Consider the following 23,610-nt stretch of genomic DNA (forward strand, 5'->3'; position numbering starts at 1 on the left):
TTTGAACTTCACCCGTACGAGGGGTGACACGGTGTCACCGGCCGCGGCCGGACGACGTCAGGCGTCGTCCAGGCCGCGCTCGATGGCGTAGCGGACCAGCTCCACGCGATTGTGCAGCTGGAGCTTGCCGAGGGTGTTCTGGACGTGGTTCTGCACCGTGCGGTGCGAGATGACCAGCCGCTCGGCGATCTGCTTGTACGAAAGCCCCTTGGCCACCAGCCGCAGCACCTCCGTCTCACGCTCGGTGAGCTGCGGGGCGGCGGGCTGGTCGGCGGCGGTGGGGGCGGGCTCGCCCGCGAGCCGCCGGTACTCGCCGAGCACCAGGCCCGCGAGGCCGGGGGTGAACACCGGCTCGCCGGCCGCCGTGCGGCGCACCGCGTCCAGCAGTTCCTCGGTGCTGGCCGACTTCAGCAGATAGCCGGTGGCCCCGGACTTGACCGCCTCCAGGACGTCCGCGTGCTCACCGCTCGCGGAGAGCACCAGCACCCGCAGTTCGGGGCGGTCAGCGAGCACCTCCTTGCACACCTCGACCCCGGGCAGCCCGGGCAGGTTGAGGTCGAGCACCAGGACGTCGGGCCCCGCGGCCTTGGCCCGGCGGACCGCCTGCGGTCCGTCCCCGGCCGTGGCCACCACGTCGAGCCCGGCCTCGGACAGGTCCCGGGCCACCGCGTCGCGCCACATCGGATGGTCGTCGACCACCATCACCGTCACCGGGCGGCCGTCGTGCTGAGCGGTCATCGTGCCGCTTCCCCCTTCTGTTTCGCCTTCTTCGCCGACGCCTTCGGAACCGTCAACTCCACTTCGGTGCCCTGCCCCGGCGCCGAGATCCACTCGGCGGTGCCGCCGAGGTCGCGCAGCCGTCCCCGGATCGACAGGGCCACCCCCAGGCGGCCCTCCGCCTCGGCGTCCGCCAGCCGCCCCTCGGGGATGCCGGGGCCGTCGTCCCGTACGGTCACCATCACCGCGTCCGGCTCGTCCTCCAGCAGGATCCAGGCGTGGGCGTCCTCCCCGGCGTGGACCCGTACGTTGTCCAGCGAGGCGCCGACGGCGGCGGCCAACTCCCCGGCGACGCCCGCCGGGAGGAGCACCGGGGCGCCCGGCTCGGAGAAGGTGACCCGGGAGCCGGCATGCGGGGCCAGCAGCGCCCGCAGATCGCAGGGGCCGCCGTCGGAGCGCTCGGGGTCGGGCGGGCAGGGCGCGACCGGCGGGCCGTCGGCGTCCGGGTCGGCCGCGTCCGGCAGGGTGCCCGGGGCGGCCGCGGCCTCCGGCCCGTCCCCCGTGCGCGGCCGGGCCACCAGCCCGGTGGAGACCAGGGTGCGCAGCGCGATCTCCTGCTCCCCGGCCATCCGGCCGAGTTCGGCCGCCTCGCCACCGATCGCGGCGCCGCGCCGCTGCACCATGGCGAGCACCTGGAGCACGCTGTCGTGGATGTCGCGGGCCAGCCGCTCCCGCTCCCGGGTGGCCGCCTCGATGCGCAGCGCGCGGGCGAGGGTGCGCTCACTGGCGCGGGCCACCTCGATCACATAGCCGATGCCCACGCTCGCCACCCACACCAGCGACAGCATGTGGACGGTGTCCTGGGCGAATCCGCCGCGCTCGATCACATTGGCGGCACAGACCACGGTGGAGGCCGAGGCGCCCCAGCGCCAGCCGCCCTTGATGGCGAAGCCGAGGACCGCGCCCATCGTCCATATGGAAGGCAGCGTGGGCGTGCCCTCGGCGATCCGGTCGTGGCTGTCCACGAGCGGGGTGAGCAGAATGCCGGTCACCGCGATGCCGAGGTCGCCGACGAGGAACCGCCGGGTGCAGCGCTCGGCCGAGGCGACCATCCGGAAGGTGAGGGCCGTCCACAGCGTCAGCACCGCCATGTAGACGACGGCGCCGATCGGATGGTCGTAGTCGTCGAAGGAGTAGACGCACAGGCCGAGCGCGTAGAGCAGGGTGAGCACCCGGTAGGCGGTCAGCGCCTGCCACAGCGGCTGCTCGACGGACATCCGCACCACGCGCCCGCCCCCGGCGCGCTCCCGTCTGGACCGCTCCCTGGACCGCTCCGTCAACGTCCCCCACCCCCCGGTGCCGGCGCGGCTAGGCGCCGGACTTGTGTTTGTCCTTCTCCTTCTCGGCCTTCTCCTTCTCGGCCTGCTTCCGGGCCGCCTCCGCCTCCGCGATCTGCCGCTTGGCGGCGGTGGCGTAGACGTCCACGTACTCCTGGCCGGAGAGCTTCATGATCTCGTACATGACCTCGTCGGTCACCGAGCGCAGGATGAAGCGGTCGCCGTCCATGCCGTGGTAGCGGCTGAAGTCCAGCGGCTTGCCGATCCGGATGCCGGGCCGCATCACCTTCGGCATGACCTTGCCGGGGGGCTGGATCTTCTCGGTGTCGATCATCGCCACGGGGATCACCGGGGCGCCGGTCGCGAGCGCGACCCTTGCCAGGCCGCCCGGCTTGCCCCGGTAGAGCCGTCCGTCGGGCGAGCGGGTGCCCTCGGGGTAGATGCCGAAGAGTTCACCGCTCTTGATCACCTCGATGCCCGCCTTGATGGCGGCCTCGCCGGCGCCGCGCGAGCCCGAGCGGTCCACCGGGAGCTGCCCGACGCCTCTGAAGAAGGCCGCCGTGAGCCGCCCCTTGACCCCGGGGGTGGTGAAGTACTCCTGCTTGGCGATGAAGGTGACCTTGCGGTCGAGCACCGCGGGCAGGAAGAAGGAGTCGGAGAAGGAGAGGTGGTTGCTCGCGAGGATGGCCGGACCCTCGGCGGGGACGTGCTCCAACCCCTCCACCCAGGGCCGGAAGGTGAGCTTCAACGCACCACCCACCGACAGCTTCATTGCGCTGTAGAACAACCGGGACCTCCTGTATCCGACGAGGAGACCTTAACCTGCCTACCCCGTACGCGGCGCGCCGCGTACGCTGAGGACGTCGAGCCCGCTTCCCCAGCGAACGGAGATCCGTGGTGCCGCTCCTGCCCGGAGCCGAGCCGTTCCGCCACGACGGCGGAGAGATCGGCGTCCTCGTCTGTCACGGATTCACCGGCTCCCCGCAGTCCGTGCGGCCCTGGGCCGACCATCTCGCGGCCCGTGGGCTGACCGTCTCGCTGCCGCTGCTTCCCGGCCATGGCACGCGCTGGCAGGATCTCGCCGTCACCGGCTGGCAGGACTGGTACGCGGAGGTGGACCGCGAGCTGGGCAGGCTCTCCCGGGCCTGCGAGCGGGTGTTCGTCTGCGGCCTGTCGATGGGCGGGGCGCTCGCACTGCGGCTGGCCGCCCAGCACGGCGCGGCGATCAGCGGCGTGGCCGTCGTGAATCCGGCCAACCGCATCCACGACCCGCTGGCCGTGGCCCTTCCGGTGCTGCGTCATCTGGTGCCGTCGGTGAAGGGCATCGTCAGCGACATCGCCAAGCCGGGCGCGCAGGAGTCCGGCTACGACCGGATGCCGCTGCACGCCGTGCACTCGATGCGCCGCTTCTACCGGGTGGTCGACGCCGAACTGCCGCAGGTGACCCAGCCGCTGCTGGTGATGCACAGCCCCCAGGACCATGTGGTGCCGCCCGCCGACTCCGAGCGCATCCTGAGCCAGGTGTCCTCGCGGGACGTCACCGAGCGGCTGCTGGAGCGCAGCTACCACGTGGCGACGCTGGACCACGACGCCGAGTTCATCTTCGAGGAGACGGACACGTTCATCACCCGGCTGACGGCGGGTATGGGTGAAGACACCACCCGGACCGGCCTCGGGAAGGGCAGCGGAAGGGAGGGGGCGGCGGCCAGTGGCTGAGCGCGACTCGAATGAGAACGAGGCGGACGCGCGGCGGGACGACGACGCCGCCTTCGCCGCGATCGTCGCCGCGTACGGGGAGGAGCCGGAGGACCCGCCCGGCGCCGAGCGTTGGCCCGCCGCCGAGAACCTCGACGAGGACCGGGACCAGGACCAGGACCGCCGGTCAGCGGCGGACGGCGACACCGATGCCGACGCCGACGGGTCCGCCGCCGACGGGTCCGGTGACGGCGAGGCGGCCACGGGCGGGCTGACCAAGCCCGACAAGACCGGGAAGCCGGGCGGCTTCATCGTCTACGCCCCGGGCGTGGGCCCCCGCGACTGGGACCCCGAAGAGCCGTCCGAGGACGACTTCGACGAGACCGACGAGGGCCATTTCGTCCCGCCCGAGCCGCCCCCGCTGCCCGAGTCCGACACCACCTCCCGCTTCGCCTGGCTCGGAGTGCTGGGCGGGCCGCTGCTGCTGCTCGGAGTGGTGCTGTTCCAGGTGGAGATGGTCTGGTGGATCGCCACGCTGGGCGTCGGCGGTTTCCTCGGCGGCTTCGTCACGCTGGTGATGCGGATGAAGGACGACGGCGAGGAAGAGGACGACGACCCGGGGCGCGGCGCCGTCGTCTGACCGCGGCGCCGTCGTCTGACCGCGGCGGTCCGGAGCCGGGCGCGCCCCGGCTCCGGCTTCGTCCCCGCCCGCTCAGACCGGGGACACCCGGGGCAGCCTGAGGGCGGCCAGCACCGGAAGGTGGTCCGTGGCCGCGCGGAGGTCCGCGTCGGTGACGCCCGGCAGCCCGGCCGGGACCCCACAGCCGATGATCTCGATGCCCTCCGAGGCGAAGACCCCGTCGATGCGCCGACGCGGGTCCTTGGGGGAGAAGGTGGCCTCGCTCCCCCAGGGCTCGGTGGCCCAGCCGTCCCGCAGCTTCCCCGCGATCCGGCGGAAGGCGCGGCCGTCCGGCCGGTCGTTGATGTCACCGGCCGCGATGGCGTACGGGACGTCCAGCGCGGTCAGGTGGTCCAGCAGCATCCCGGCCTGTTCGTAGCGCTCGGCCTCGGCGAGGCTCAGATGGCAGCTGACCACGCCGAGCCGGACGCCGTCGCCGTCGCCGTCGCCGTTCCCCGGGCGGGCGGTGTCACGAAGACCGGTGTCACAGAGACCGGTGTCGCAAAGGCCGGTGTCGCGGTGGCCGCCGCCGAAGCGCAGCACGGCGGTGGCGAAACCGCGCCTGTGCAGCCCGGGTACGCGCGGCAGCAGGGTGTCCTCGGCGCGCTCCACATGGGCGCGCAGCGAGGTGAGGATCATCGGGCCGGCGGCGGTGGCCCCGCCCGTGGTGTAGACGAGGCCGGTCTCCCGGGCCAGCCAGGCGGCGGCCTTGCGCCAGCGGAAGAAGCGCGGCGCCTCCTGGACGCAGACGACATCGGGGGCACAGGCCCGGATCACCCGGGCCAGCGCCTCGCGGTCGTCCCGCATCGAGCGGATGTTGTAGCTGAGCACCCGCACCACCGCCGCGTCCGGGCCGGTGGTGGATCCGGGCAGGTCCGCGAGGTGCACGTTCCCCCCTCGCGTCTCAGCCCTGGCGGGCCAGGTCGGCGGCGCCGACGAGCCCGGCCTTGCCGCCGAGCTGGGCGGCGAGCACCTGCGCGTGCGGACGCCACTGATTGCCCACCAGCCAGCGCCGGAAGGACTTGCGGATCGGCTCCAGGACGAGATCGCCCTCGTCGGAGACCCCGCCGCCGACGATGAACGCCGAGGGGTCGAAGAGCGAGGCGAGGTCGGCGAGCCCGGCCCCGGCCCAGCGGGCCAGCTCACGGAAGGAGTCGATGGCGACGGGGTCACCCTGCCGGGCGGCGTCGCTGATGTGCTTGCCCTCGATGCCCTCGGAGGTGCCGTCGCCCAGGCCGAGCAGGACCGTGGCGTTCTCCGGGGTGGCGGCGGCGCGCTGCTTGGCGTAGCGGACCAGGGCGCGGCCGGAAGCGTACTGCTCCCAGCAGCCCTGGCTGCCGCAGCCGCACAGCAGGCCGTCCGGGACGACCCTTATGTGGCCGAACTCGGCCGCGACGCCGAACCGGCCGCGGTGCAGCTTGCCGCCGATGATGATGCCGCCGCCGAGGCCGGTGCCGAGGGTGATGCAGACGACGTCGTCATGGCCGACCCCGGCGCCGAAGCGGTACTCGCCCCAGGCCGCGGCGTTGGCGTCGTTCTCCACCACGACGGGCAGGCCGACGCGCTGCTCGACCTTGTCCTTGAGTGCTTCGTGCCGCCAGTTGATGTTGGGCGCGAAGAGCACCGTGGCGCGCTTGTCGTCCACATATCCGGCCGCGCCGATGCCGACGGCCTCGATCTCATGCCCCTCGCTGACGATGCGCACCGCGTCCGCGATGGCGTCGACGACTCCCTCGGGAGTGTGCGGGGTCAAAACCTGGCTCGTCTCGAGAATCGAGCCCTCTTCGTCGACCACGCCGGCCGCGATCTTCGTGCCGCCGATGTCGACGCCGATGGTGAGTCCCATGAGTCCCTCAGTTATTTGGTCGAACCCCGCCGAGGCTAACGGTACCGGAGGTGGCGCTCAGTCGAGGTCGATGTGTTCACTACTCGAACCCTCGGATTCCTCGCCGCTGCCCTTGGAGTCGCCCTCGGCGCCCTGGGTCCAGCGTCGCTCCTCGCCGGTCACGGCGGCGCGATAGGCAGCGAGTAGTTCGGATCCGGCGCTTGCGAGGTGTTCGAAAACCTCTGGATTGCGCTCTATGACCGGTTCCACGCTGGCCTTCGCCTGTTCGATCAATTGTTGTACGGCCCCCTGAACAGCCGTCCCGGCGATCGGCGCCTGGGCGACCTTCTCGGCAAGCGCGTCGGCCAGCTTGCGGAACTCCTCGGCCACGCTTCCCGGCTCCTCGGTGGTCTGCCGGGCCCGCTGCCTGGCCCGCTCGGCGGCGAGGTCCTCCTCACAGGCCCGCTCCCAGGCGTCGGGGTCGATCTCGGTGACCGGCACATCGGTGACCGGGGGCTCCGGGGGGCGCTCGGTGGCATCGCTCATGGCGAACTCCTGCGGCGGGGATGCTGGCTGCCCGGTGACGTTCATCCGGGCTTGTGACCGACGTTACCGGACGGAGGGGGGCGGGGTCAGAGCCGGAGACCGGCCGTCGTGGACACGGGCGTCAGAGCCGTTTCGGCCACAGGTCCGGGTCGGGGGTGAAGCGCACCTGGAGCCATCCGTCGCGCAGCCCGGCGCCGGAGACGGTGCAGCGGCGCAGCGCGGACGGCAGCGGCAGCACCCGGTGGAACGGCGCGACGGTGACGATCAGTTCATCGCCCCGGCGCACCAGGGAGAGCCCGTCGCGGTCGGCGCCGGGCAGCGGCAGCCGCCACAGCAGCACCCCGTCCTCGGCCAGCCGGTCCTCGACGGTCCAGGGGTCGGGGGCGGGCCGGTCGGGCCGCAACCCGGGCGCCCCGACGGCCCCGGCGAGACCGGCGAGACCGGCCGGGGCGCGCCGGGCGCCGTCCCCGGAGTGCGGCTCACCGAGGTGCGGGTCACCGGAGTGCGGCTCGGAGGAGTGCGGCTCGGCGGGCCGCGGGTCGCCGAGGCCGTGCGGATCGCGGCCCAGATGCGGCAGCTCACGGACCGGGACGGCGGGGGCCCACTGCTCGTACAGCTCCTTGAGCGCGTCCTGCTGCTGGCCCGACAGCGCGGCGAGCCACGGGTCGGAGGTGCCGGTGGGCAGCAGCCGGTTGGCGATCACCGCCTCCACCCGGCAGCCGTGCAGCGCCAGACCGGCGCGGGCGGTGCGCAGCGCCCGGTCGGCGAGCGGTCCGGGCTCCACGACCAGCCGTACGGTGGTCGCCTCGGACTCGATGACCCCCTGGACGGCGACCAGCTCCCGCTCCCAGCGCTCGGCCGTCTCGTACAGCTTCTGCGCGGGCATCGGCACCCCCGCCAGCTGGGCGAGCATCGGCCGCAGCGCGCGGGCCGCCTGCCGCTCGGCGGGCAGCAGCCGGCGCAGATAGCGCCGCAGCTGCTCGGGCAGCGCGAGCAGCGCGACGGTGTCCGGCGCGGGCGGCATGTCGACGACGAGGACGTCCCAGCCGGTGCCGGGCGGGGCGGTCTGGGCGGCGCGCAGGGCGCGCAGCAGCGCGATGGCCTCCACCCCGGGCAGCGCGGTCAGCTCCTCGCCGTCCAGCGGGGTCGCGCCGAGCAGGTCGAGCAGGCCGTGGCCGCGGTCCTGGAGGGCGGTCAGCTCACCGCGGAACCACTCGTCCGTGACGACCCGCGCCGCCCACAGCCCCGGCGCCGGCTCGACGGGTACGGACCACGGCAGCCGGTCCGCCGAGCGCCGGGGGACGGACCGCGGCGTGCCGATGCCGAGCAGCGCCTCGGGGGTGCCGTCGGAGTCGGCGGTGAGCAGCAGGGTCCGCTGCCCCTCACGGGCGGCGGCGAGGGCGGTCGCGGCGGCCACGGTGGTGCGGCCCGCGCCGCCGGTGCCGGTGACGAGGACCGTACGCATGAAGAGAGCCTCCGGCAGGGGGGTTACGTCGGTGTGCGGCGCGCGGGTCCGGTGATCCGCACCCGCCGGAGCGTACCCCGCGCCGTGGATCACCCCGGGCACGTCGGGGCCCGGGGTGATCCGGGCGGGTCAGGCGGCCTCGACGCGCTTCTTCAGACCGGCGAGCGCGCGGTCGATGATGACCTTCTCGGCCTTGCGCTTGATCATGCCCAGCATGGGGATCTTGACGTCGACCGTGAGCTGGTACGTCACCTCGGTGCTCTTGCCGCCGTCGCGCGCCGACAGCCGGTAGGAGCCGTCAAGGGTGCGCAGCATCTGGGACTTGACCAGGGACCAGTTGACCTGGTCGTCCCCGGTCCAGCTGTACTGGAGGGTGTAGTCGTCCTTGATCGCGCCGGCGTCGAGCAGCATCCGCACCTGCTCGGCGCGCCCCTGGGTGTCCTTGGTGAGGATGTCGGCCTCCTTCACCTCACCGGACCACTCCGGGTAACGGTCGAAGTCGGCGATCACCTCCATCACGTCGGCCGGGGCCGCCTCGATCGTGATGCTCGAGCTGGTGTGTTCCGCCATCTCCGTGGCTCCTCCGTACCGGTCCGCCGCATGGGTCCTCTGCGGCTGAAGGCTACCGCGCGCCGGTCACCACTCCAGGGTCCAGGGGGTGCCGGAGGAGGCGAAGTGTCCGACATTGACGCACTCGGTGGCCCCGATCCGCATACGGCGGACGAGCGGCTGATGGACATGGCCGAAGAGGGAGTACTTGGGACGGACGGTGTGGATCGCCTCCAGCAGGGCGGCGCTGCCGCGCTCGAAGCGGCGGGCGACGGTGTCATAGCAGAGGTCGGGCACCTCCGGCGGGATGTGGGTGCAGAGCACGTCCACCTCGCCGAGCGCCGCGATCTTCGCCGCGTAGGCCTCGTCGTCGATCTCGTAGGGGGTGCGCATCGGCGTGCGCAGCCCGCCGCCCACGAAACCGAAGACCAGCCCGCCGATTTCGACGCGCTCGCCGTCCAGGACGGTGGTGCCGGGCTGGGCGTACTCCGGCCACAGTGACGGCATGTCGACATTTCCGTAGGTGGCGTACGTCGGGGTGGGGAACGCGGCGAAGAGTTCGGCGTACTGGCGGCGGATGGCCGCCTCTATGGCCGCGTTGCGGTCGAGCCCCTCCCACAGCCGGTTGCCGAGCGTCCGGGCCTCCTCGAAGCGGCGGGCGGTGCGCAGTTCGACCAGCCGGTCGGCGTTCTCGACCCCGAAGAGATCGGGGAAGATGCCACGTGAGTGATCGGCGTAGTCGAGGAAGAGGACGAGGTCACCGAGGCAGATCAGGGCGTCCGCCCCGTCGCCGGCCTTCTCGAGGTCCTCACTGTTGCCATGCACGTCACTCACCACGTGGACTCGCATGCGTGTCACCCTAAGACGTAAGGGCCCGCGCCCGTAAGGTGTTCCGCCTGCACCGCCCCGCGTCTACCTGCGGTTCCTTAGCGGGCGCGGCGCCCGTCGACTAGTCTGCGGGCAGCACGAAGGCGGTGTGTGACGCATCAAACATCTGGGCAGGAACCCCTATCCCGGAAGCGTACCGATGGGTAACGTCCGGGCCGTCCACCACCCCCCATGCCCTGTAGCGGCGCCGGCGCCCCACGAGGAGCAGCAGTCTTGCGCGAGTTCAGCCTTCCGGCCCTGTACGAGGTTCCGGCCGACGGCAATCTGACGGATCTCATCCGCCGCAATGCCGCACAGCATCCCGATGTCGCCGTGGTCGGCCGCAAGGTCGACGACCGATGGGAGGACGTGACCGCGACCGTGTTCCTGGCGGAGGTACGCGCCGCCGCCAAGGGCCTGATCGCGGCCGGTGTGGAGCCGGGCGACCGGGTCGGCCTGATGTCCAGGACCCGCTACGAGTGGACGCTGCTCGACTTCGCCATCTGGAGCGCGGGCGGGGTCACCGTGCCGGTGTACGAGACGAGTTCACCGGAGCAGGTCCAGTGGATCCTCAGCGATTCGGGCGCGGTGGCCGCGCTGGTCGAGACCGGCGTCCACGAGGCCGCCGTCGAGGCCGTCCGGGACACCCTGCCCGCCCTGAAGCACGTCTGGCGGATCGAGGGCGACGCCATCGGGACGCTGGGGAAGCTGGGCGAGCACGTGCCCGAGGAGAAGGTGGACGAGCGCTCCTCGATCGCCAACGCCGACTCCCCCGCCACCATCGTCTACACCTCGGGCACCACCGGCCGCCCCAAGGGCTGTGTGCTCTCCCACCGCAGCTTCTTCGCCGAATGCGGCAACGCGGTGGCGCGGCTCAAGCCGATCTTCGACACCGGTGAGTCTTCGGTGCTGCTGTTCCTCCCCGAGGCCCATGTCTTCGGGCGGCTGGTGGAGGTCGCGGCGGTGCTGGCGCCGATCAAGCTCGGCCATGTGCCGGATGTGAAGTCCCTGACCGACGAACTCGCCGCGTTCCGGCCCACCTTGGTGCTGGGCGTGCCGCGCGTCTTCGAGAAGGTCTACAACTCGGCGCGGGCGAAGGCCCAGTCCGAGGGCAAGGGCAAGATCTTCGACAAGGCGGCCGACACCGCCATCGAGTACAGCAAGGCGCTGGACGCCCCGGGCGGGCCGTCCTTCGGGCTCCGCTTCAAGCACAAGGTCTTCGACCGGCTGGTCTACAGCAAGCTGCGGGCCGTGCTGGGCGGCCGGGCCACCCACGCCATCTCCGGCGGGGCGCCGCTCGGCGAGCGGCTGGGCCACTTCTACCGGGGCATCGGCTTCACGGTGCTGGAGGGCTACGGCCTGACGGAGTCCTGCGCGGCGACCACCTTCAACCCCTGGGACCGGCAGAAGATCGGCTCGGTCGGGCAGCCGATGCCGGGCACGGTGGTGCGCATCGCCGACGACGGCGAGGTGCTGCTGCACGGTGAGCACCTCTTCACCGAGTACTGGAACAACGAGACGGCCACGGCGGAGGCGCTGTCGGACGGCTGGTTCCACACCGGGGACGTGGGCACGCTCGACGAGGACGGCTACCTCACCATCACCGGCCGGAAGAAGGAGATCATCATCACCGCGGGCGGCAAGAACGTCGCCCCGGCGGTGATAGAGGACCGGATCCGGGCCCACGCCCTGGTGGCCGAGTGCATGGTCGTCGGCGACGGCCGTCCCTTCGTGGGCGCGCTGGTCACGGTGGACGAGGAGTTCCTGCCGCGCTGGGCGGCCGAGCACGGCAAGCCCGAGGGCGTGACGGTGGCCGAGCTGCGGGAGGACCCGGACCTGCTGGCGGAGATCCAGCAGGCGGTGGACGACGGCAACGCGGCGGTGTCCAAGGCGGAGTCGATCCGGAAGTTCCGGGTCCTGGCGACGCAGTTCACCGAGGACTCCGGGCATGTGACGCCCTCGCTGAAGCTGAAGCGGAACGTGGTGGCGAAGGACTTCGCCTCGGAGATCGAGGCCATCTACCGAGGCTGACCCGCGCCTTCCCGCGGCATCGACATGCGGCTCCGCCGCGTGGCAGGGGCTTCGCCCCTGGACCCCCGGGGTCTGGGGCGGAGCCCCGCCTTCCAGCCCCTCCAGGGGGCACCTCCCAGCGGTAGCTGGGGGAGTTTGAGGAGCGGGGTCTGGGGCGGAGCCCCAGTTGCGGGAAGGGGCGGGGAGGGGGAGGCATCGATATGCGGCTCCGCCGCGTGGCCCGCCGCAGGCGTACGCGTACCGCCGGACACTCCCCAGGCCGTCACAGCAGCGACTTCAGGCGGTCGGCCAGCAGATCCCAGCGCCAGCGCTCCTCCACCCAGGCGCGGCCCCGCTCGCCCATGCGGCGGCGCAGCTCCGCGTCCTCCAGCAGGGTCACGACGCGCTCGGCGCTCTGCTCGGCGGAGTCGCCCCGTACGACCCATCCGGTCTCGCCGTCCAGCACCGCGTCCGGCGCCCCGCCCGAGTCCCCGGCGACGACCGGCAGACCGGTCGCGGACGCCTCCAGATAGACGATGCCGAGGCCCTCGACGTCCAGCCCGCCGCGGCGGGTGCGGCAGGGCATGGCGAAGACGTCGCCCGCGCCGTAGTGGGCGGGCAGTTCCTCCCAGGGGACGGGGCCGGTGAACCGCACCGACCCGGCCACGCCCGTGGTCTCCGCGAGGCGGCGCAGATCCCTCGCGTACGGCCCGCCGCCGACGATCAGCAGCACCGCGTCCGGCACCCGCCGGAGGATCCGCGGCATGGCCCGGATCAGCGTGTCCTGCCCCTTGCGCGGCACCAAGCGGGAGACGCAGACCACGACGGGCCGCTCGGCCAGGCCCAGCCGGGCCCGGATCTCATCGCCGCCCGACCCGGGGTGGAAGGTCTTCTCGTCGACGCCGGGCGGGAGTTGGACCATGCGGGCGGCGTCCCGGGGGTCGAGCGCGGCGGCGATCCGGGAGCGGGTGTACTCACCGAGATAGGTGACGGTGTCCGTGGCCCCGCCGATCCGCCGCAGCAGTTGCCGTGCGGCGGGCAGCTGCGCCCAGGCGGCCTCGTGGCCGTGCGTCGTGGCCACCAGCCGCCGCGCCCCGGCCGCGCGCAGCGCGGGGGCCATCAGCCCGAGCGGCGCGGCGGCGCCGAACCACACCGCGGTGCAGCCGTGCTCGCGCAGCAGCGCGGTCGCGCGGCGGGTGACGCGCGGGGTGGGCAGCAGCATGGTCGTCCGGTCCCGGACGACCGGGTACGGCTGCTCGGCGTCGAAGCGGGCGGTGGCCTCGGCGCCCTCCCGGCCGCGCTTCCAGGTGGAGGCGTAGACGACGATCCGGTCCGGGTCCAGGCGCAGCGCGATGTTGTGCAGAAACGCCTGGATGCCGCCGGGGCGGGGCGGAAAGTCGTTGGTCACGAGCAGGGTCTTGTCCATCGTGGCCGACAGTACCGGGTGCGGCGACGGGCCCGCTCCGCCGTGCCCGGGCCGGGGCGCGGGGGCGGGTGCGGGTGCGGCTCAGCTCGCTCGCCACGTACGGGCGCGGCGCTCAGCCCAGCTCGCTCGCCACGTACTTCCGCCACCGCGCCGTGAACTCCCGCATGCTCACCCCGAGCACCTCCCGCAGCGCCGACTCCACCGCCCCCGAGCGCTCGTGCGCCCGGCCCACCGCGCGGTAGAAGTCGACCAGCCTCCTCTCGCCCCATGTGTCGGCGATCAGGCGGCAGGCGAGCCAGCCCTGTTCATAGGCGCGGGAGAGGCGGTCCGGGTCGCTGCCGAAGCGGAAGTCGTCGTCGCGCGGCAGCGCGGTGGGCAGCCGCCCCGCGGTGACGGCGTCGGTGAGCTCGGGGGCGATCTGGCGGGGGGCGCGGCCCGGGGTGCGGTAGCCCACCCAGTCGGCGAAGCCCTCGGAGAGCCAGAGCGGGGTGGCGGCGCTGGTGGCGGTGCGGGTGGCCACATGCGCCGTCTCATGGGTGATCACGACGCGTCGGCCGAAGTCACCGAGGACCTGGTACGCCTCGGGGTTGACGATCACGCGGTCGGCGGGGGTCTCGTCACCGGCCCCGCCGACCTCGCCCGTGGTGACGGCGGCGATCCCCCGGTAGCCGTCCGCGGAGGCGCCGAGCAGGGCGGCCATCCGGCCCAGGGAGGCCGGGACCTCGACCACGACGCGCCCGGCCCACCGGTGGGGCCAGGCCTGGCCCAGGACGGGCACCGCCCGGTCCGCGGTGTCGGCGACCGCGCGCAGCACCCGCCGGTCCTGGCCGACGCCCAGGACGAGGCTGTGGGCGCCGCGGACGACGTCGACCGTGCCCTGGTCCCACAGCTGCTCCATACCGCGCTTGCCGTCCACCACACCGTCGTCGGAGGCCACGTACCACTGCCCGCCGCGCCGGGCGAGGGTGAGGTACTGGGCGGAGACGACCGGCGCGGTGTCGTACCCCTTCAGCCGGTACCGGAGTTCGACCTGTGCGGCGAGGCTGCGGCCGCCGACCCGCGCGGGTGAAAAACCGCCGGTGCGCACCAGGCGGTAGGTCCAGGAGCGCAGCGGTACGGCGGACATCTGCCGGAACACCCGCCGCTGCTCGGCCAGGTAGCCGGCCGAGCCGCGGTCCACGGTGGCGAGGAAGGCGTCCGCGTCCCGCTCCCGGACCGCCGCCGCCCGCTGGTCCAGCATGCGCTGCACGGCCCGGCCGTCGCGCCCCTCGGGGTCGTCGGGCGCGGGGACCGGGCCGCAGCCGCTCAGCGCGGTCATGGCGAACGCGCCCACCAGGGGCACGCACAACAGCGCCCGCCATCCGCCCGATCTCCACCGACCCGCCACGTCTTAGATCGTACGAGCCCGCGCGCCGGCTTCAGACGCGAGTGATGGAAGAGATCGGCAACATGCCCACGGGGTCGTAGCGGACCCGCGCCCCGGGGTAAGGGGCGTGGATCACCTGTCCGTTGCCCGCGTACATGGCCACATGGCTGGCGTCGGAGCGGTAGACCACCAGATCGCCGGGGCGGGCCTGGGACAGCGGCACCGACTGCCCGGTGTGCGCCTGGGCCTGGGAGGTGCGCGGAATGGCCACCCCGGCGTGGGCGTAGGCCCATTGCATCAGCCCGGAGCAGTCGAAGGCGGTGGGACCGGCCTGGCCCCATGCGTACGGCAGCCCCAGGGCCGCCCGTACCGCGCCGAACGCCGTGGCGGCCCGCCCCGAGGACGGCACGGGGTGCGGCCCGCCCGGCAGGCCTCCAGGGAGCTCCTCGGGGCCGTAACCGGAATCGGAACCGGAAGGGGAGCGGCCGCCGGGAAGGGCGCCCGGCGCCAGCCCGGCGAGGGCGCCGTGCTCCCGTCCGCCCGCCCGCGAGGCACGGCGTGCGTAGCTCTCCCACTCCCCCGGCGGCAGCGCGTTCACCAGCCGCCGCGCCGTGGCCAGCCGCCGCTGGACCGCCCGCTTGTGCCGGGCCACCTCCTTACGGCTGTGCTCCAGCTTCACCAGCTTGGCCGCGGCCTCCGCGCGCTCCTGCCGCAGCGTCCGCTGGGCGCTCTGGAGCACCCGCAGCTGCGCGGCCTGACGGCTGGTGATCCGATCCAGGGTGGCGGCCCGGTCGAGGTACTGGGCCGGGTCCCCGGACAGCAGCAGGGCGAGGCCCGGGTCGACCCCGCCGGTGCGGTACTGCCCGCCCGCGAGGGCACCGAGCGCCGTCCGCATCCGGTTGACCCGCCCCTGGCCGCGGGCGACCCGGTCCTGGATCCTGCCGACCTGGCGGCGCAGGGCCTGGGCGCGCGTCTCCGCCGCGTTGTAGCGCTCGGTGGCCCGCTCGGCCTGGGCGTAGAGCGTGGCGATCCGATCGCCGGCGGACCGGGCGGACGGGCGGCCCGCCGGGTCGTGCGGCTCGGCACCGGCCGGCACGGCGGACAGCACGGCGGCGGAGGCCACCGCGGCCGCCGAGGCGGCGGCCTTGACGATGGCCCGGCCGGACCGGGGTTTCGCGACGCGGCGACAGGACGCCATGGGAAGCCGCACTCCCTTCCGCAGTGTCGGGCTGAGAACTGCGGGCAGACAGTAGCCGTGGCGCTACCCACGGTCCAACGGCCGTGAGGTGCGGGCACACTGACGCCCCGCCGACTGACGCAGGTCACCGGCGGGGCGGGGGATCAGCGAGGGCGCTGGAGATTCGCCCGAAAGGATTGCGGTTGAGGCGGTTTGAGCCCTGGTTCGCGGGACTTCCGGATCAGACCCGGACCCGGATCAGACCCGGACGCCGAACTGGAACGGCATGTTGTCCATCGACTCGTAGCGCACACCGGCACCGGGCTTGGGCGCGTGCAGCACCTGGCCGCCGCCCGCGTAGAGACCTATGTGGTGCAGGTCGCCGTAGAAGAGCACCAGGTCGCCCGGCTTGAGCTCACCGCGGCTGATGCGGCTGCCGGCGTTCGCCTGGTCCTGCGAGATCCGCGGCAGCTGCACCCCGGCCTGCTGGTAGGCCCAGCCGGTGAGTCCGGAGCAGTCGAAGGAGGACGGACCGGTCGCGCCCCAGACGTACGGGAGGCCGATCTTCGTCTTGGCGGCGGCCAGCGCGGCGGCGGCACGCCCCGACTCCGGCACCTCGTTGCCCAGGTCGACGCGCTCGCTGGAGCGGTTGGCGCGCTCGGCGTCCTGGGCGGCCAGCTTGGCGCGCTCCTTGGCCGTGAGGGTGTTGAGGAGGTTCCGGGCCTTGGACAGCTTGCCCTGGATCTCGTCCTTCTTCTTGCCGAGCGCCTTACGGGTGTCGGCAAGGTCCTTGAGCTTGGTGGACGCCTCCTCGCGCTGCTGCTTGAGGGTGCGCTGCTTGTCCGCGATCTTCCGCAGGGACTCGGCCTGCTTGCCGCTCAGCTGGCTGAGGGTGGACGCCTTCTCGAGGTAGGTGTCCGGGTCGGAGGAGAGGAGCAGCTGCACCGAGGGGTCGATCCCACCGGAGCGGTACTGGGCGGTGGCCATCGAACCCAGGCCGTTGCGCAGCTTGTTCAGGTCCTCCTGACCGCGCGCCACCTTGTCCTGGAGGTCGCCGACCTGCTTCTCCAGCTTCTGCTGCTTCTCCTTGGCGCCGTTGTACTTCTCGGTCGCCTGCTCCGCCTCTTCGTAGAGCTTGTCGACCTGCTCCTTGACGTCCTTCTTGTCCTGCTTCGGAGCGGCCTGGGCGGCCTGGGAAGTGAGCGCGACGGCGGCGGCCGCGGTCGCGGTGAGGACGGTTACCCGAGTGCGGCTCGGCTGCTTGGGTCGACGGTGGGACGCCACGAAGGCGAGCTCCTTCTTCCTCCAGCCGCCTACCGGGAGTTGGGGGGTTGCGAAGCCCCGGCTCCGCGACAGGGCGCGGACTCGGCGGTACCTCCGCTGTCACCCCGGATGGGTGATCAACCGCGCGAAGGTTCGAGCTGACCATAGTGACCCCGCCGTGATCCGTTCAAATCCCGACGGCAAAAAAGTTGATCCGCGAGGGCATATTTTACAAATATCGCACGGGCAGTGATGACTGATGACGCTCCGCTGACATCACAAGTGCCCCGGGTCAGACTTGTGAAGCCATTCGAAGTGATTCGGGCACCTCAGCCGTGGAGCGGAGAAACGGGGCAACCGGGGCACGGGGAGGGACGATTCGGGCCATGACGGCTCAGGAACGGGCAAGCCGCTTCAGCAGCAACGCCGATGCCACGGGGCGCGCTCCGGCGCGTGCCACCCCGTCGGCCACCTCGCGGTCGGTGGACACCACCACCACCGGACGGCCCGGCGGCTCGGCCCGCACCAGCTGCCGGATCAACTCGTCGGCCGTCACACCCGGCTTGCTGAACAGCACCCGCACCCCGCGCGGCGGCGCGAGCAGCACCGGAGCGGCCAGCTCCGCCCCGTCGAAGACACAGGTCATCTCCGCGCCCGTCTGGGCCGCGAGCACCGCCAGACCGCCCAGCAGCCGCAGCCGCTGCTTCTCCAACGGCATCGTGGGATAGCCGGTCTTGGTGACGTTGTAGCCGTCCACCACCAGATGCGCCTGGGGCAGCGCGAGCAGCTGGTCCAGCAGCGCCGGATCCATCTCCGACAGCGCCCTGGTCGCTATGTCCTTCGGCGTCATCTTCCCCGGCTCCACGGCGTCCACCGTGTCCGCCGGGCGCATCGACGCGGGCGGCAGGGCCAGTTCGCGCCGCAGCCCCTGCGCCGCGTCCAGCACCGTGTCCAGCAGCAGCCGCAGCCGCATGTCCTCCACGCTGCGGCCCTCGCGCACCGCCCGCCGGCTGGCCTCCAGCGCCGACTCCGCCTCCGCGAGCCGGGCCCGCAGCCGCCGTGCCTCGCTGTCCGCGGTGGCCTGACGGGCCGCCGCCTCCGACCGTACGGAGTCCAGCTCCGCCTCGATCTTGCGCAGCGCGGCCGCGCCCCGCTTCACATCGCTCTGCGCGCTGCGCAGCTTGCGCTGGAGCACGTCGTTCTCCTTGCGGGCCGACTCCAGCTCGGTGCGCGTCCGCTCCGTCTCGTGCCGGGTGGCCGTCTTGGCCTCGGCGAGCTCCTCACGCAGCCGCTGAAGTTCGCGCGCCGCCTCCTCACCGGCCCGCTCGGCGGAGGCCCGCTGGGCCTCCTCGCCCGCCGCCTCGACCAGCTTGACCCAGCCCACCGGGCGCAGCACATACGCCACCGCCGCGACATCCACCGGATCGGCCGCGGCGGGCGGCGAACCGCCCTCGATCGCCTCGGCCAGCTCCCGCTGGGTCTCCCGCAGGCGTCCCGCGATCCGCTGCCGGAAGACGGGGTCGCTCTCCACCGCGGCGGCCATCGCGTTGCCCGCGAACTTGGCGCGGCGGGTCGGGGTGAAACGGGCGTACTGCCGCAGCTGGGTGGGCAGCTCGGTGACCGTCAGACCACCGAAGGCATCCGCGACCAGCGCCACCACGCGCCGTCGCACCCCTTCCGGCAGGGGGCGGTCCAGCGCCTCGGGGACGCCCTCGGCGTCACCGGCCGCCCCGGGGTCACCGGTCCGCTCCACCACCTGTCACCGCTCCGTTCTCAGGCGCTCTGGCCGGCGCTCGGACGATCCACGAGTTCGACCTGGTCGACCGCGTTGCACCAGCGACAACGCACTGACTCAATGGTCTCACCGAGCACCTCGCGTTCCTCGACTCTGGGTTCCCCCGCCAAGTCGAGATGCACATACTCCACGGCTCTGGTCGAGCGGGTCACATCGAACCGGGTGAGATTGCCGCACAGGGTGCAACGCCAGCGGGTCTGGGCGGTCGGCAGGGGCACGGCCATGGTTGCGGGTCCTCGCTTCTCGGCTCGTCGGCGGCGTCCTGTAACCCTACGGCCTGAGCCCTGGCCCGCGCCGGGCCCGGTCCGCCCCCCACGACCCGGCGGAGCGCGGCGAGGCGCTCTGTGGAGGTTGTGCCCGGTACGGAATGATCTGCCCATGATCGAGACGTCGTCGGGGCGCCACCGCCCCTGGATGGCGGGGCCCGGCCGCCCCTGGATGACGTACGGCCTGATCGTCAGCTGCTGCCTGATCTTCGTCCTCGGACCGGCCTCGGGGCTCAACCCCGGCTATGGCTCGGGCGGGCGGCTGGTGGAGGCCCAGTCCACGTACTTCGAGCGCTGGGGGGTGGTGCCCAGCGCCCTGTGGAGCGGCGACCCCGATCAGCCGCTCGCCCCGCTGACCGCGCTGTTCGTCCACGGCAACTGGCTGCATCTGCTCGGCAACATGCTGTTCCTCTATGTCTTCGGGGCGATGACCGAGGAGCGGATGGGCCGTTTCCAGTTCGCCGTCTTCTACCTCGCCACCGGCTATCTGGCGCTGCTCGGGTACGCCGCCGCGCACGCCGACTCGGCCCAGTCCCTGGTGGGCGCCTCCGGGGCCATCTCCGGGGTGCTCGGGGCCTTTCTGTGGCTGTTTCCCCGGGCCCGGGTGACCAGCCTCTTCCCGTTCCTGCTCTTCCTCCCGCTGCGCTTTCCGGCCTGGGCGGTGCTGATCTTCTGGGTGGCCCTCCAGTGGCTGGCCGCCCGGCAGGCCGACGACCGCCCCGGCGTCGCCTATCTCGCCCATCTCGTGGGCTTCACGCTCGGCTTTCTCTACGCGTGGGCCCGGTTCGGGCGGAGGGCTAGAGTGGGCGGCGCAGCCAGGCCCAGTGAGGGAGAAAGCCAGCCGTGATCACTTCGATCGTGCTCATCAAGACCAGCGTGGACCAGATCCCGGAGACCGCCGAGAAGATCGCCGCGCTGGAGGGTGTGAGCGAGGTCTACTCGGTCACCGGCGCGCACGATCTGATCGCGATGGTGCGGGTGGCCCGGCACGACGACCTCGCGGACATCATCACGGGCCAGATCAGCAAGTTGCCCGGGGTGGCCTCGACCGAGACCCACATCGCCTTCCGGACGTACTCGCAGCACGATCTGGAGGCGGCGTTCGCGATCGGCCTGGACGGCTAAATCGGCGTGGACGGCTGGAGGGTGTCGTCCGGCGGCTCTTGACGCCTGCGGCGGGCTGTTCCCCTCCCCGCCCCTTCCCGAAACCGGGGCTCCGCCCCAGCCCCCGGCCGGACAACCCGGATGCGCGCGGGCGCCCGCCCCGTCATTCGCCGCGCCGACGCGGCCGGCCCGCCGGTGCGGGCGTACACGCCCTCACCACCCGCCCCGCCTCGCGGGCACCCTGGCCCCCTGCTCACCGGCCGGCCACTCGACCGCGGCCTCGCGGGTGACGCGGTCGGTGCCCTGGTCGGTCGGCTGATCGCGGCGGCGGTCGGCTCATCGGCCCCCGGGTCCAGGGGCGGAGCCCATGGTTCGGGAAGGGGCGGGGTGGGGGAAGCGCCGATATGCGGCTCCGCCGCGGGGTCCGCCGGACACCCCGGCGGGCCTGGCGCCCCCGAACCCTCTGGGCCAGGGGCCCGACGGCCTCAGCCGCGGTCCGGGACGCAGCGGCCGTCCTCGGTGCGGTAGCTCCACCGGGCGCCGTCGCGCACCAGCTCCTTCACGGCGCCCACGAACCGCTCCACATGCTCGTCCGGGGTGCCCGCCCCGAAGCTGACCCGGATCGCGTTCAGCGACCGCTCCCCCGGCGCGGCCTCGGGCGCGCCGCACTCGCCCGGCTCGTCGGGCTCGCTGTCCAGCAGGGTGCGGACCAGCGGATGGGCGCAGAACAGCCCGTCGCGTACGCCGATGCCGTACTCCGCGGAGAGCGCCGCCGCGAAGTGGGAGCTGTTCCAGCCCTCCACCACGAACGACAGCACGCCGACCCGGGGCGCGTCATCGCCGAACAGCGAGAGCACCCGCACCTCGGGCACCTCGGCCAGCCCCGCCCGTACCTTCTCGATCAGCTGCCGCTCACGGGCGACCAGGCCCGTGAAACCGGCCTCGGTCAGCGCCTTGCACGCCGACGCGATCGCGTAGACGCCGATGACGTTCGGCGAGCCCGCCTCGTGCCGGGCGGCGGTGGTGTGCCACTCGACGTCGACGCCGCCGTCGTCCCTGCGCGTCACCTTACGGCTGGCGCCGCCGCCCGCCAGGTACGGCCGGGCCTCCCGCAGCCAGTCCGCCCGCCCGGCCAGCACCCCGGCCCCGAAGGGCGCGTACAGCTTGTGCCCGGAGAAGGCCACCCAGTCGACGTCCGCCTCCGCGATGTCCACGGGATGGTGCGGGGCCAGCTGCGCGGCGTCCAGGACGATACGGGCGCCGTGGGCGTGCGCGGCCTCGGCCAGCTCCCGCACCGGCCACAGCTCACCGGTGACATTGGACGCGCCGGTCACGCACACCAGCGCCGGGCCCTCAGCGCGCCCCGCGAGCGCCTTCTCCAGCGTCTCCACCGCCTGCCGCGGGGAGCGCGGAGCGCTGAGGTAGCGGACGGTGACGTCCTCCCGCTGCTCCCACGGCAGCAGCGAGGCGTGGTGCTCGGTCTCGAAGACGAAGACCTCGGTGCCCCGGGGTGCCACGGCGGCCAGGAGGTTGAGCGAATCGGTGGTGGAGCGGGTGAAGACGACCTGGTCGTCCTCGCGGCAGCCCAGGAATGCGGCGACGTCCTTACGGCTGTTCTCGAAGAGGTCGGTGGACAGCTGCGAGAGGTAGCCCGCCCCGCGGTGCACGCTGCCGTAGTAGGGCGCGTACGCGGCGATGTCGTCCCAGACCCGCCGCAGCGCGGGGGCGCTGGCGGCGTAGTCGAGCGCCGCGTAGGTCACCTCGCCCCCGGTGACGAGGGGCACCAGAACATCGCCGCCCAGCACGGGCAGCGGTTCACAGGCGGCGACAGCGGTAGCAGAAGCGGTGGCGGTGGCGGTGGCAGCAGGGCGTGCGGACATGGCGAAGTCTCCCGAAGGGGGCGAAGGAATGCGTGACGCGCACCGAGACGGCGGCGGCGAGCCGGCCGTAAGGGCGCGGAAAATCGCTCGACGCACGGCTACACCGCGCGGAGCACATGAGGAGAGACGGGGCCGCTCGGCCCTAACGCATTCGCTGCATCACGGAAGAACTCCCTCGACCACCAGGACCCCTAGTGCGAGGGGTCCGCGCTTGCCGCCGGCCTCGCTGCCTGGCGGCCTGGTCATCACCCGGGGCACCCCGCCACGGACGGAGGGTTGCCGGACAGCGGGCCGGGGCCGTAGTCGCTGTCGCTCGTGACCTGGGCAGGAGTATGCCATGTCAGACGCCGGCGCCCATGCCCTGTCCGCATCCCGGACAGAACATGGGCGCCGTAAGGGGCCCGCGTAAGGGTGTCCGGCGGACCACCCGGCGGGGCCAGGACCCGCCGGACCCCCTAGGCGTGGGTGGCCCGGACCCACCGTTCCAGGACGTCGCGCGCCGCGCCCGAGTCGATCGACTCGGCGGCCCGCGCCGCACCCGCCCCGATCCGGTCCGTCAGGGGCTTGTCCCCCGGCTCCCGCTCGAGCGCCACCAGCGCCGCCGCCGAGTTCAGCAGCACCGCGTCCCGGACCGGGCCCCGCTCGCCCGCCAGCAGCCGGCGGGCGACATCGGCGTTGTACGAGGCGTCCGCGCCCCGCAGGGCCTCCACGGGGGCCCGCTCGACGCCCACGTCCCGGGGGTCGAACGTCTCCTGGCGCACGGCGCCGTCCCGGACCTCCCACACCTGGGAGGTCGTGGTCACGGTGAGCTCGTCCAGCCCGTCGTCGCCCCGGACGACCAGCGCGGAGGAGCCGCGCTCGGCCAGCACCCCGGCGATGATGGGCGCCATACGGGCGTCGGCGACCCCGGTCGCCTGGCAGGTGACCCTCGCCGGGTTGGTCAGCGGGCCGAGCAGGTTGAACGGGGTGGCGACGCCCAGCTCGCGGCGGGCCGAGGCGACATGCCGCAGCGACGGGTGGAACTTCACCGCGAAGCAGAAGGTGATCCCCGCCTCCTCCACGACCTCGACCACCCGCTCGGGGGTGATGTCCAGATTGACGCCGAGCTTCTCCAGCACATCGGAGGCGCCGCTGGCGGAGGACGCCGCGCGGTTGCCGTGCTTGACCACCCGTGCGCCGGTACCGGCGACGACCAGCGCGGACATGGTGGAGATGTTGACGGTCCTGGCGCGGTCGCCGCCGGTGCCCACGATGTCCACGGTCTCCCCGGGCACCTCGATCACCCGGGCGTGCTCGTACATGGCCCGCACCAGACCGGCCACCTCGGAGACCGTCTCGCCCTTGGCGCGCAGCGCGATCGCGAACCCGGCGATCTGGGCGTCGGTGGCCTCGCCCCGCATGATCCGGTCCATGGCCCAGGCGGTGTCGTCGGCATCGAGGTCCCGGCCGGCGATCAGCGAGCTCAGTACGTCCGGCCAGGTGCGGGCCGTCGCGGTGCTGTCGCCTCCGGCGGGGGTCACAACGTCCATGGTCCGCTCCTGGATCCGTGGGGGTGGGCAGGGAAGGGGTCCGCGCACTTCAGCGGCCCGTCGCAAGCCTATCGGCCGCACGGCCGGGGCCCCGGCCGGACCGTGTGGTCCGGG

The 23,610-nt window shown here is 73.0% G+C and carries 22 protein-coding genes and 1 riboswitch; of the genes, 5 read left to right on the forward strand and 17 right to left on the reverse strand.

Going from position 1 to position 23,610, the window contains the following annotated elements:
* Positions 1–57 precede the first annotated feature (57 nt).
* The 3 genes from JK364_RS43035 to JK364_RS43045 form a co-directional block, all read right to left on the reverse strand.
* Positions 58–738: a response regulator gene (locus JK364_RS43035; RefSeq protein ID WP_201856895.1), complete on the reverse strand. Its 681-nt coding sequence runs from the start codon at positions 736–738 to the stop codon at positions 58–60.
* On the reverse strand, positions 735–1,994 hold the full coding sequence (macS, locus tag JK364_RS43040; RefSeq protein ID WP_201856896.1) for a MacS family sensor histidine kinase: 1,260 nt from the start codon (positions 1,992–1,994) through the stop codon (positions 735–737). Before macS ends, JK364_RS43035 begins: the two co-directional genes overlap by 4 nt.
* A 91-nt stretch (positions 1,995–2,085) precedes the next feature.
* Positions 2,086–2,826: a lysophospholipid acyltransferase family protein gene (locus tag JK364_RS43045; RefSeq protein WP_201856971.1), complete on the reverse strand. Its 741-nt coding sequence runs from the start codon at positions 2,824–2,826 to the stop codon at positions 2,086–2,088.
* A 125-nt stretch (positions 2,827–2,951) separates the two neighbouring features.
* On the opposite strand from JK364_RS43045, the gene JK364_RS43050 reads away from it, so the two are divergent.
* Entirely contained in the window at positions 2,952–3,770 is an 819-nt protein-coding gene (locus JK364_RS43050; RefSeq protein WP_201856897.1) for an alpha/beta hydrolase, read from the forward strand.
* Entirely contained in the window at positions 3,763–4,389 is a 627-nt protein-coding gene (locus tag JK364_RS43055; RefSeq protein ID WP_201856898.1) for a hypothetical protein, read from the forward strand. The genes JK364_RS43050 and JK364_RS43055 overlap by 8 nt, the downstream gene beginning before the upstream one ends.
* A gap of 72 nt (positions 4,390–4,461) precedes the next feature.
* Here JK364_RS43055 and JK364_RS43060 read toward each other — a convergent pair whose 3' ends face one another.
* From JK364_RS43060 to JK364_RS43085, 6 genes are all read right to left on the reverse strand, one after another.
* Positions 4,462–5,316, reverse strand: a complete 855-nt coding sequence (locus tag JK364_RS43060) for an endonuclease/exonuclease/phosphatase family protein (RefSeq protein ID WP_201856899.1) — start codon at positions 5,314–5,316, stop codon at positions 4,462–4,464.
* Positions 5,317–5,332: 16 nt separating this feature from the next.
* A complete protein-coding gene (locus JK364_RS43065; RefSeq protein WP_201856900.1) occupies positions 5,333–6,274 on the reverse strand; it encodes an ROK family glucokinase in 942 nt (313 codons plus the stop codon).
* A 57-nt stretch (positions 6,275–6,331) separates the two neighbouring features.
* Entirely contained in the window at positions 6,332–6,799 is a 468-nt protein-coding gene (locus tag JK364_RS43070) for a DUF5304 family protein (protein WP_201856901.1), read from the reverse strand.
* A 121-nt stretch (positions 6,800–6,920) separates the two neighbouring features.
* Positions 6,921–8,264, reverse strand: a complete 1,344-nt coding sequence (locus JK364_RS43075; protein WP_201856902.1) for an ArsA family ATPase — start codon at positions 8,262–8,264, stop codon at positions 6,921–6,923.
* 129 nt (positions 8,265–8,393) lie between these two features.
* Positions 8,394–8,834, reverse strand: coding sequence for an SRPBCC family protein (locus tag JK364_RS43080; RefSeq protein ID WP_201856903.1), 441 nt, complete (start codon positions 8,832–8,834; stop codon positions 8,394–8,396).
* A 66-nt stretch (positions 8,835–8,900) separates the two neighbouring features.
* Entirely contained in the window at positions 8,901–9,662 is a 762-nt protein-coding gene (locus tag JK364_RS43085; protein ID WP_201856904.1) for a metallophosphoesterase family protein, read from the reverse strand.
* 252 nt (positions 9,663–9,914) lie between these two features.
* Between JK364_RS43085 and JK364_RS43090 the strand changes: the two genes are divergently transcribed.
* Positions 9,915–11,711: an AMP-dependent synthetase/ligase gene (locus tag JK364_RS43090; protein WP_201856905.1), complete on the forward strand. Its 1,797-nt coding sequence runs from the start codon at positions 9,915–9,917 to the stop codon at positions 11,709–11,711.
* A gap of 262 nt (positions 11,712–11,973) precedes the next feature.
* Here JK364_RS43090 and JK364_RS43095 read toward each other — a convergent pair whose 3' ends face one another.
* The 6 genes from JK364_RS43095 to JK364_RS43120 all read right to left on the reverse strand — a co-directional run bounded on the left by JK364_RS43095 (position 11,974) and on the right by JK364_RS43120 (position 18,941).
* A complete protein-coding gene (locus JK364_RS43095) occupies positions 11,974–13,116 on the reverse strand; it encodes a glycosyltransferase family 4 protein (RefSeq protein ID WP_201856906.1) in 1,143 nt (380 codons plus the stop codon).
* 112 nt (positions 13,117–13,228) lie between these two features.
* Entirely contained in the window at positions 13,229–14,434 is a 1,206-nt protein-coding gene (locus JK364_RS43100) for a hypothetical protein (RefSeq protein WP_201856972.1), read from the reverse strand.
* 100 nt (positions 14,435–14,534) lie between these two features.
* Positions 14,535–15,680, reverse strand: coding sequence for a C40 family peptidase (locus JK364_RS43105; protein ID WP_201856907.1), 1,146 nt, complete (start codon positions 15,678–15,680; stop codon positions 14,535–14,537).
* A 237-nt stretch (positions 15,681–15,917) separates the two neighbouring features.
* Positions 15,918–16,943, reverse strand: a complete 1,026-nt coding sequence (locus JK364_RS43110) for a C40 family peptidase (protein ID WP_201856908.1) — start codon at positions 16,941–16,943, stop codon at positions 15,918–15,920.
* Between the two features lie 373 nt (positions 16,944–17,316).
* On the reverse strand, positions 17,317–18,678 hold the full coding sequence (locus tag JK364_RS43115) for an NYN domain-containing protein (protein ID WP_201856909.1): 1,362 nt from the start codon (positions 18,676–18,678) through the stop codon (positions 17,317–17,319).
* Between the two features lie 17 nt (positions 18,679–18,695).
* Positions 18,696–18,941, reverse strand: a complete 246-nt coding sequence (locus JK364_RS43120; RefSeq protein WP_201856910.1) for a hypothetical protein — start codon at positions 18,939–18,941, stop codon at positions 18,696–18,698.
* Between the two features lie 154 nt (positions 18,942–19,095).
* Between JK364_RS43120 and JK364_RS43125 the strand changes: the two genes are divergently transcribed.
* Positions 19,096–19,830, forward strand: a complete 735-nt coding sequence (locus tag JK364_RS43125) for a rhomboid family intramembrane serine protease (RefSeq protein ID WP_201856911.1) — start codon at positions 19,096–19,098, stop codon at positions 19,828–19,830.
* Positions 19,827–20,108 (forward strand): Lrp/AsnC family transcriptional regulator, encoded by a 282-nt coding sequence (locus JK364_RS43130; protein ID WP_201856912.1) that lies wholly within the window; start codon positions 19,827–19,829, stop codon positions 20,106–20,108. The genes JK364_RS43125 and JK364_RS43130 overlap by 4 nt, the downstream gene beginning before the upstream one ends.
* Before the next feature lie 464 nt (positions 20,109–20,572).
* On the opposite strand, the gene JK364_RS43135 is transcribed toward JK364_RS43130, so the two are convergent.
* Both JK364_RS43135 and trpD read right to left on the reverse strand, forming a co-directional pair.
* Positions 20,573–21,967, reverse strand: coding sequence for an aminotransferase class V-fold PLP-dependent enzyme (locus tag JK364_RS43135; protein ID WP_201856913.1), 1,395 nt, complete (start codon positions 21,965–21,967; stop codon positions 20,573–20,575).
* Positions 21,968–22,169: 202 nt separating this feature from the next.
* Positions 22,170–22,288: riboswitch (SAM riboswitch) on the reverse strand.
* 134 nt (positions 22,289–22,422) lie between these two features.
* Entirely contained in the window at positions 22,423–23,496 is a 1,074-nt protein-coding gene (trpD, locus tag JK364_RS43140) for an anthranilate phosphoribosyltransferase (protein ID WP_201856914.1), read from the reverse strand.
* Positions 23,497–23,610 lie beyond the last annotated feature (114 nt).

Origin of the sequence: Streptomyces endocoffeicus, assembly GCF_016741935.1 — a bacterium.
GTDB lineage: Bacteria > Actinomycetota > Actinomycetes > Streptomycetales > Streptomycetaceae > Streptomyces > Streptomyces endocoffeicus.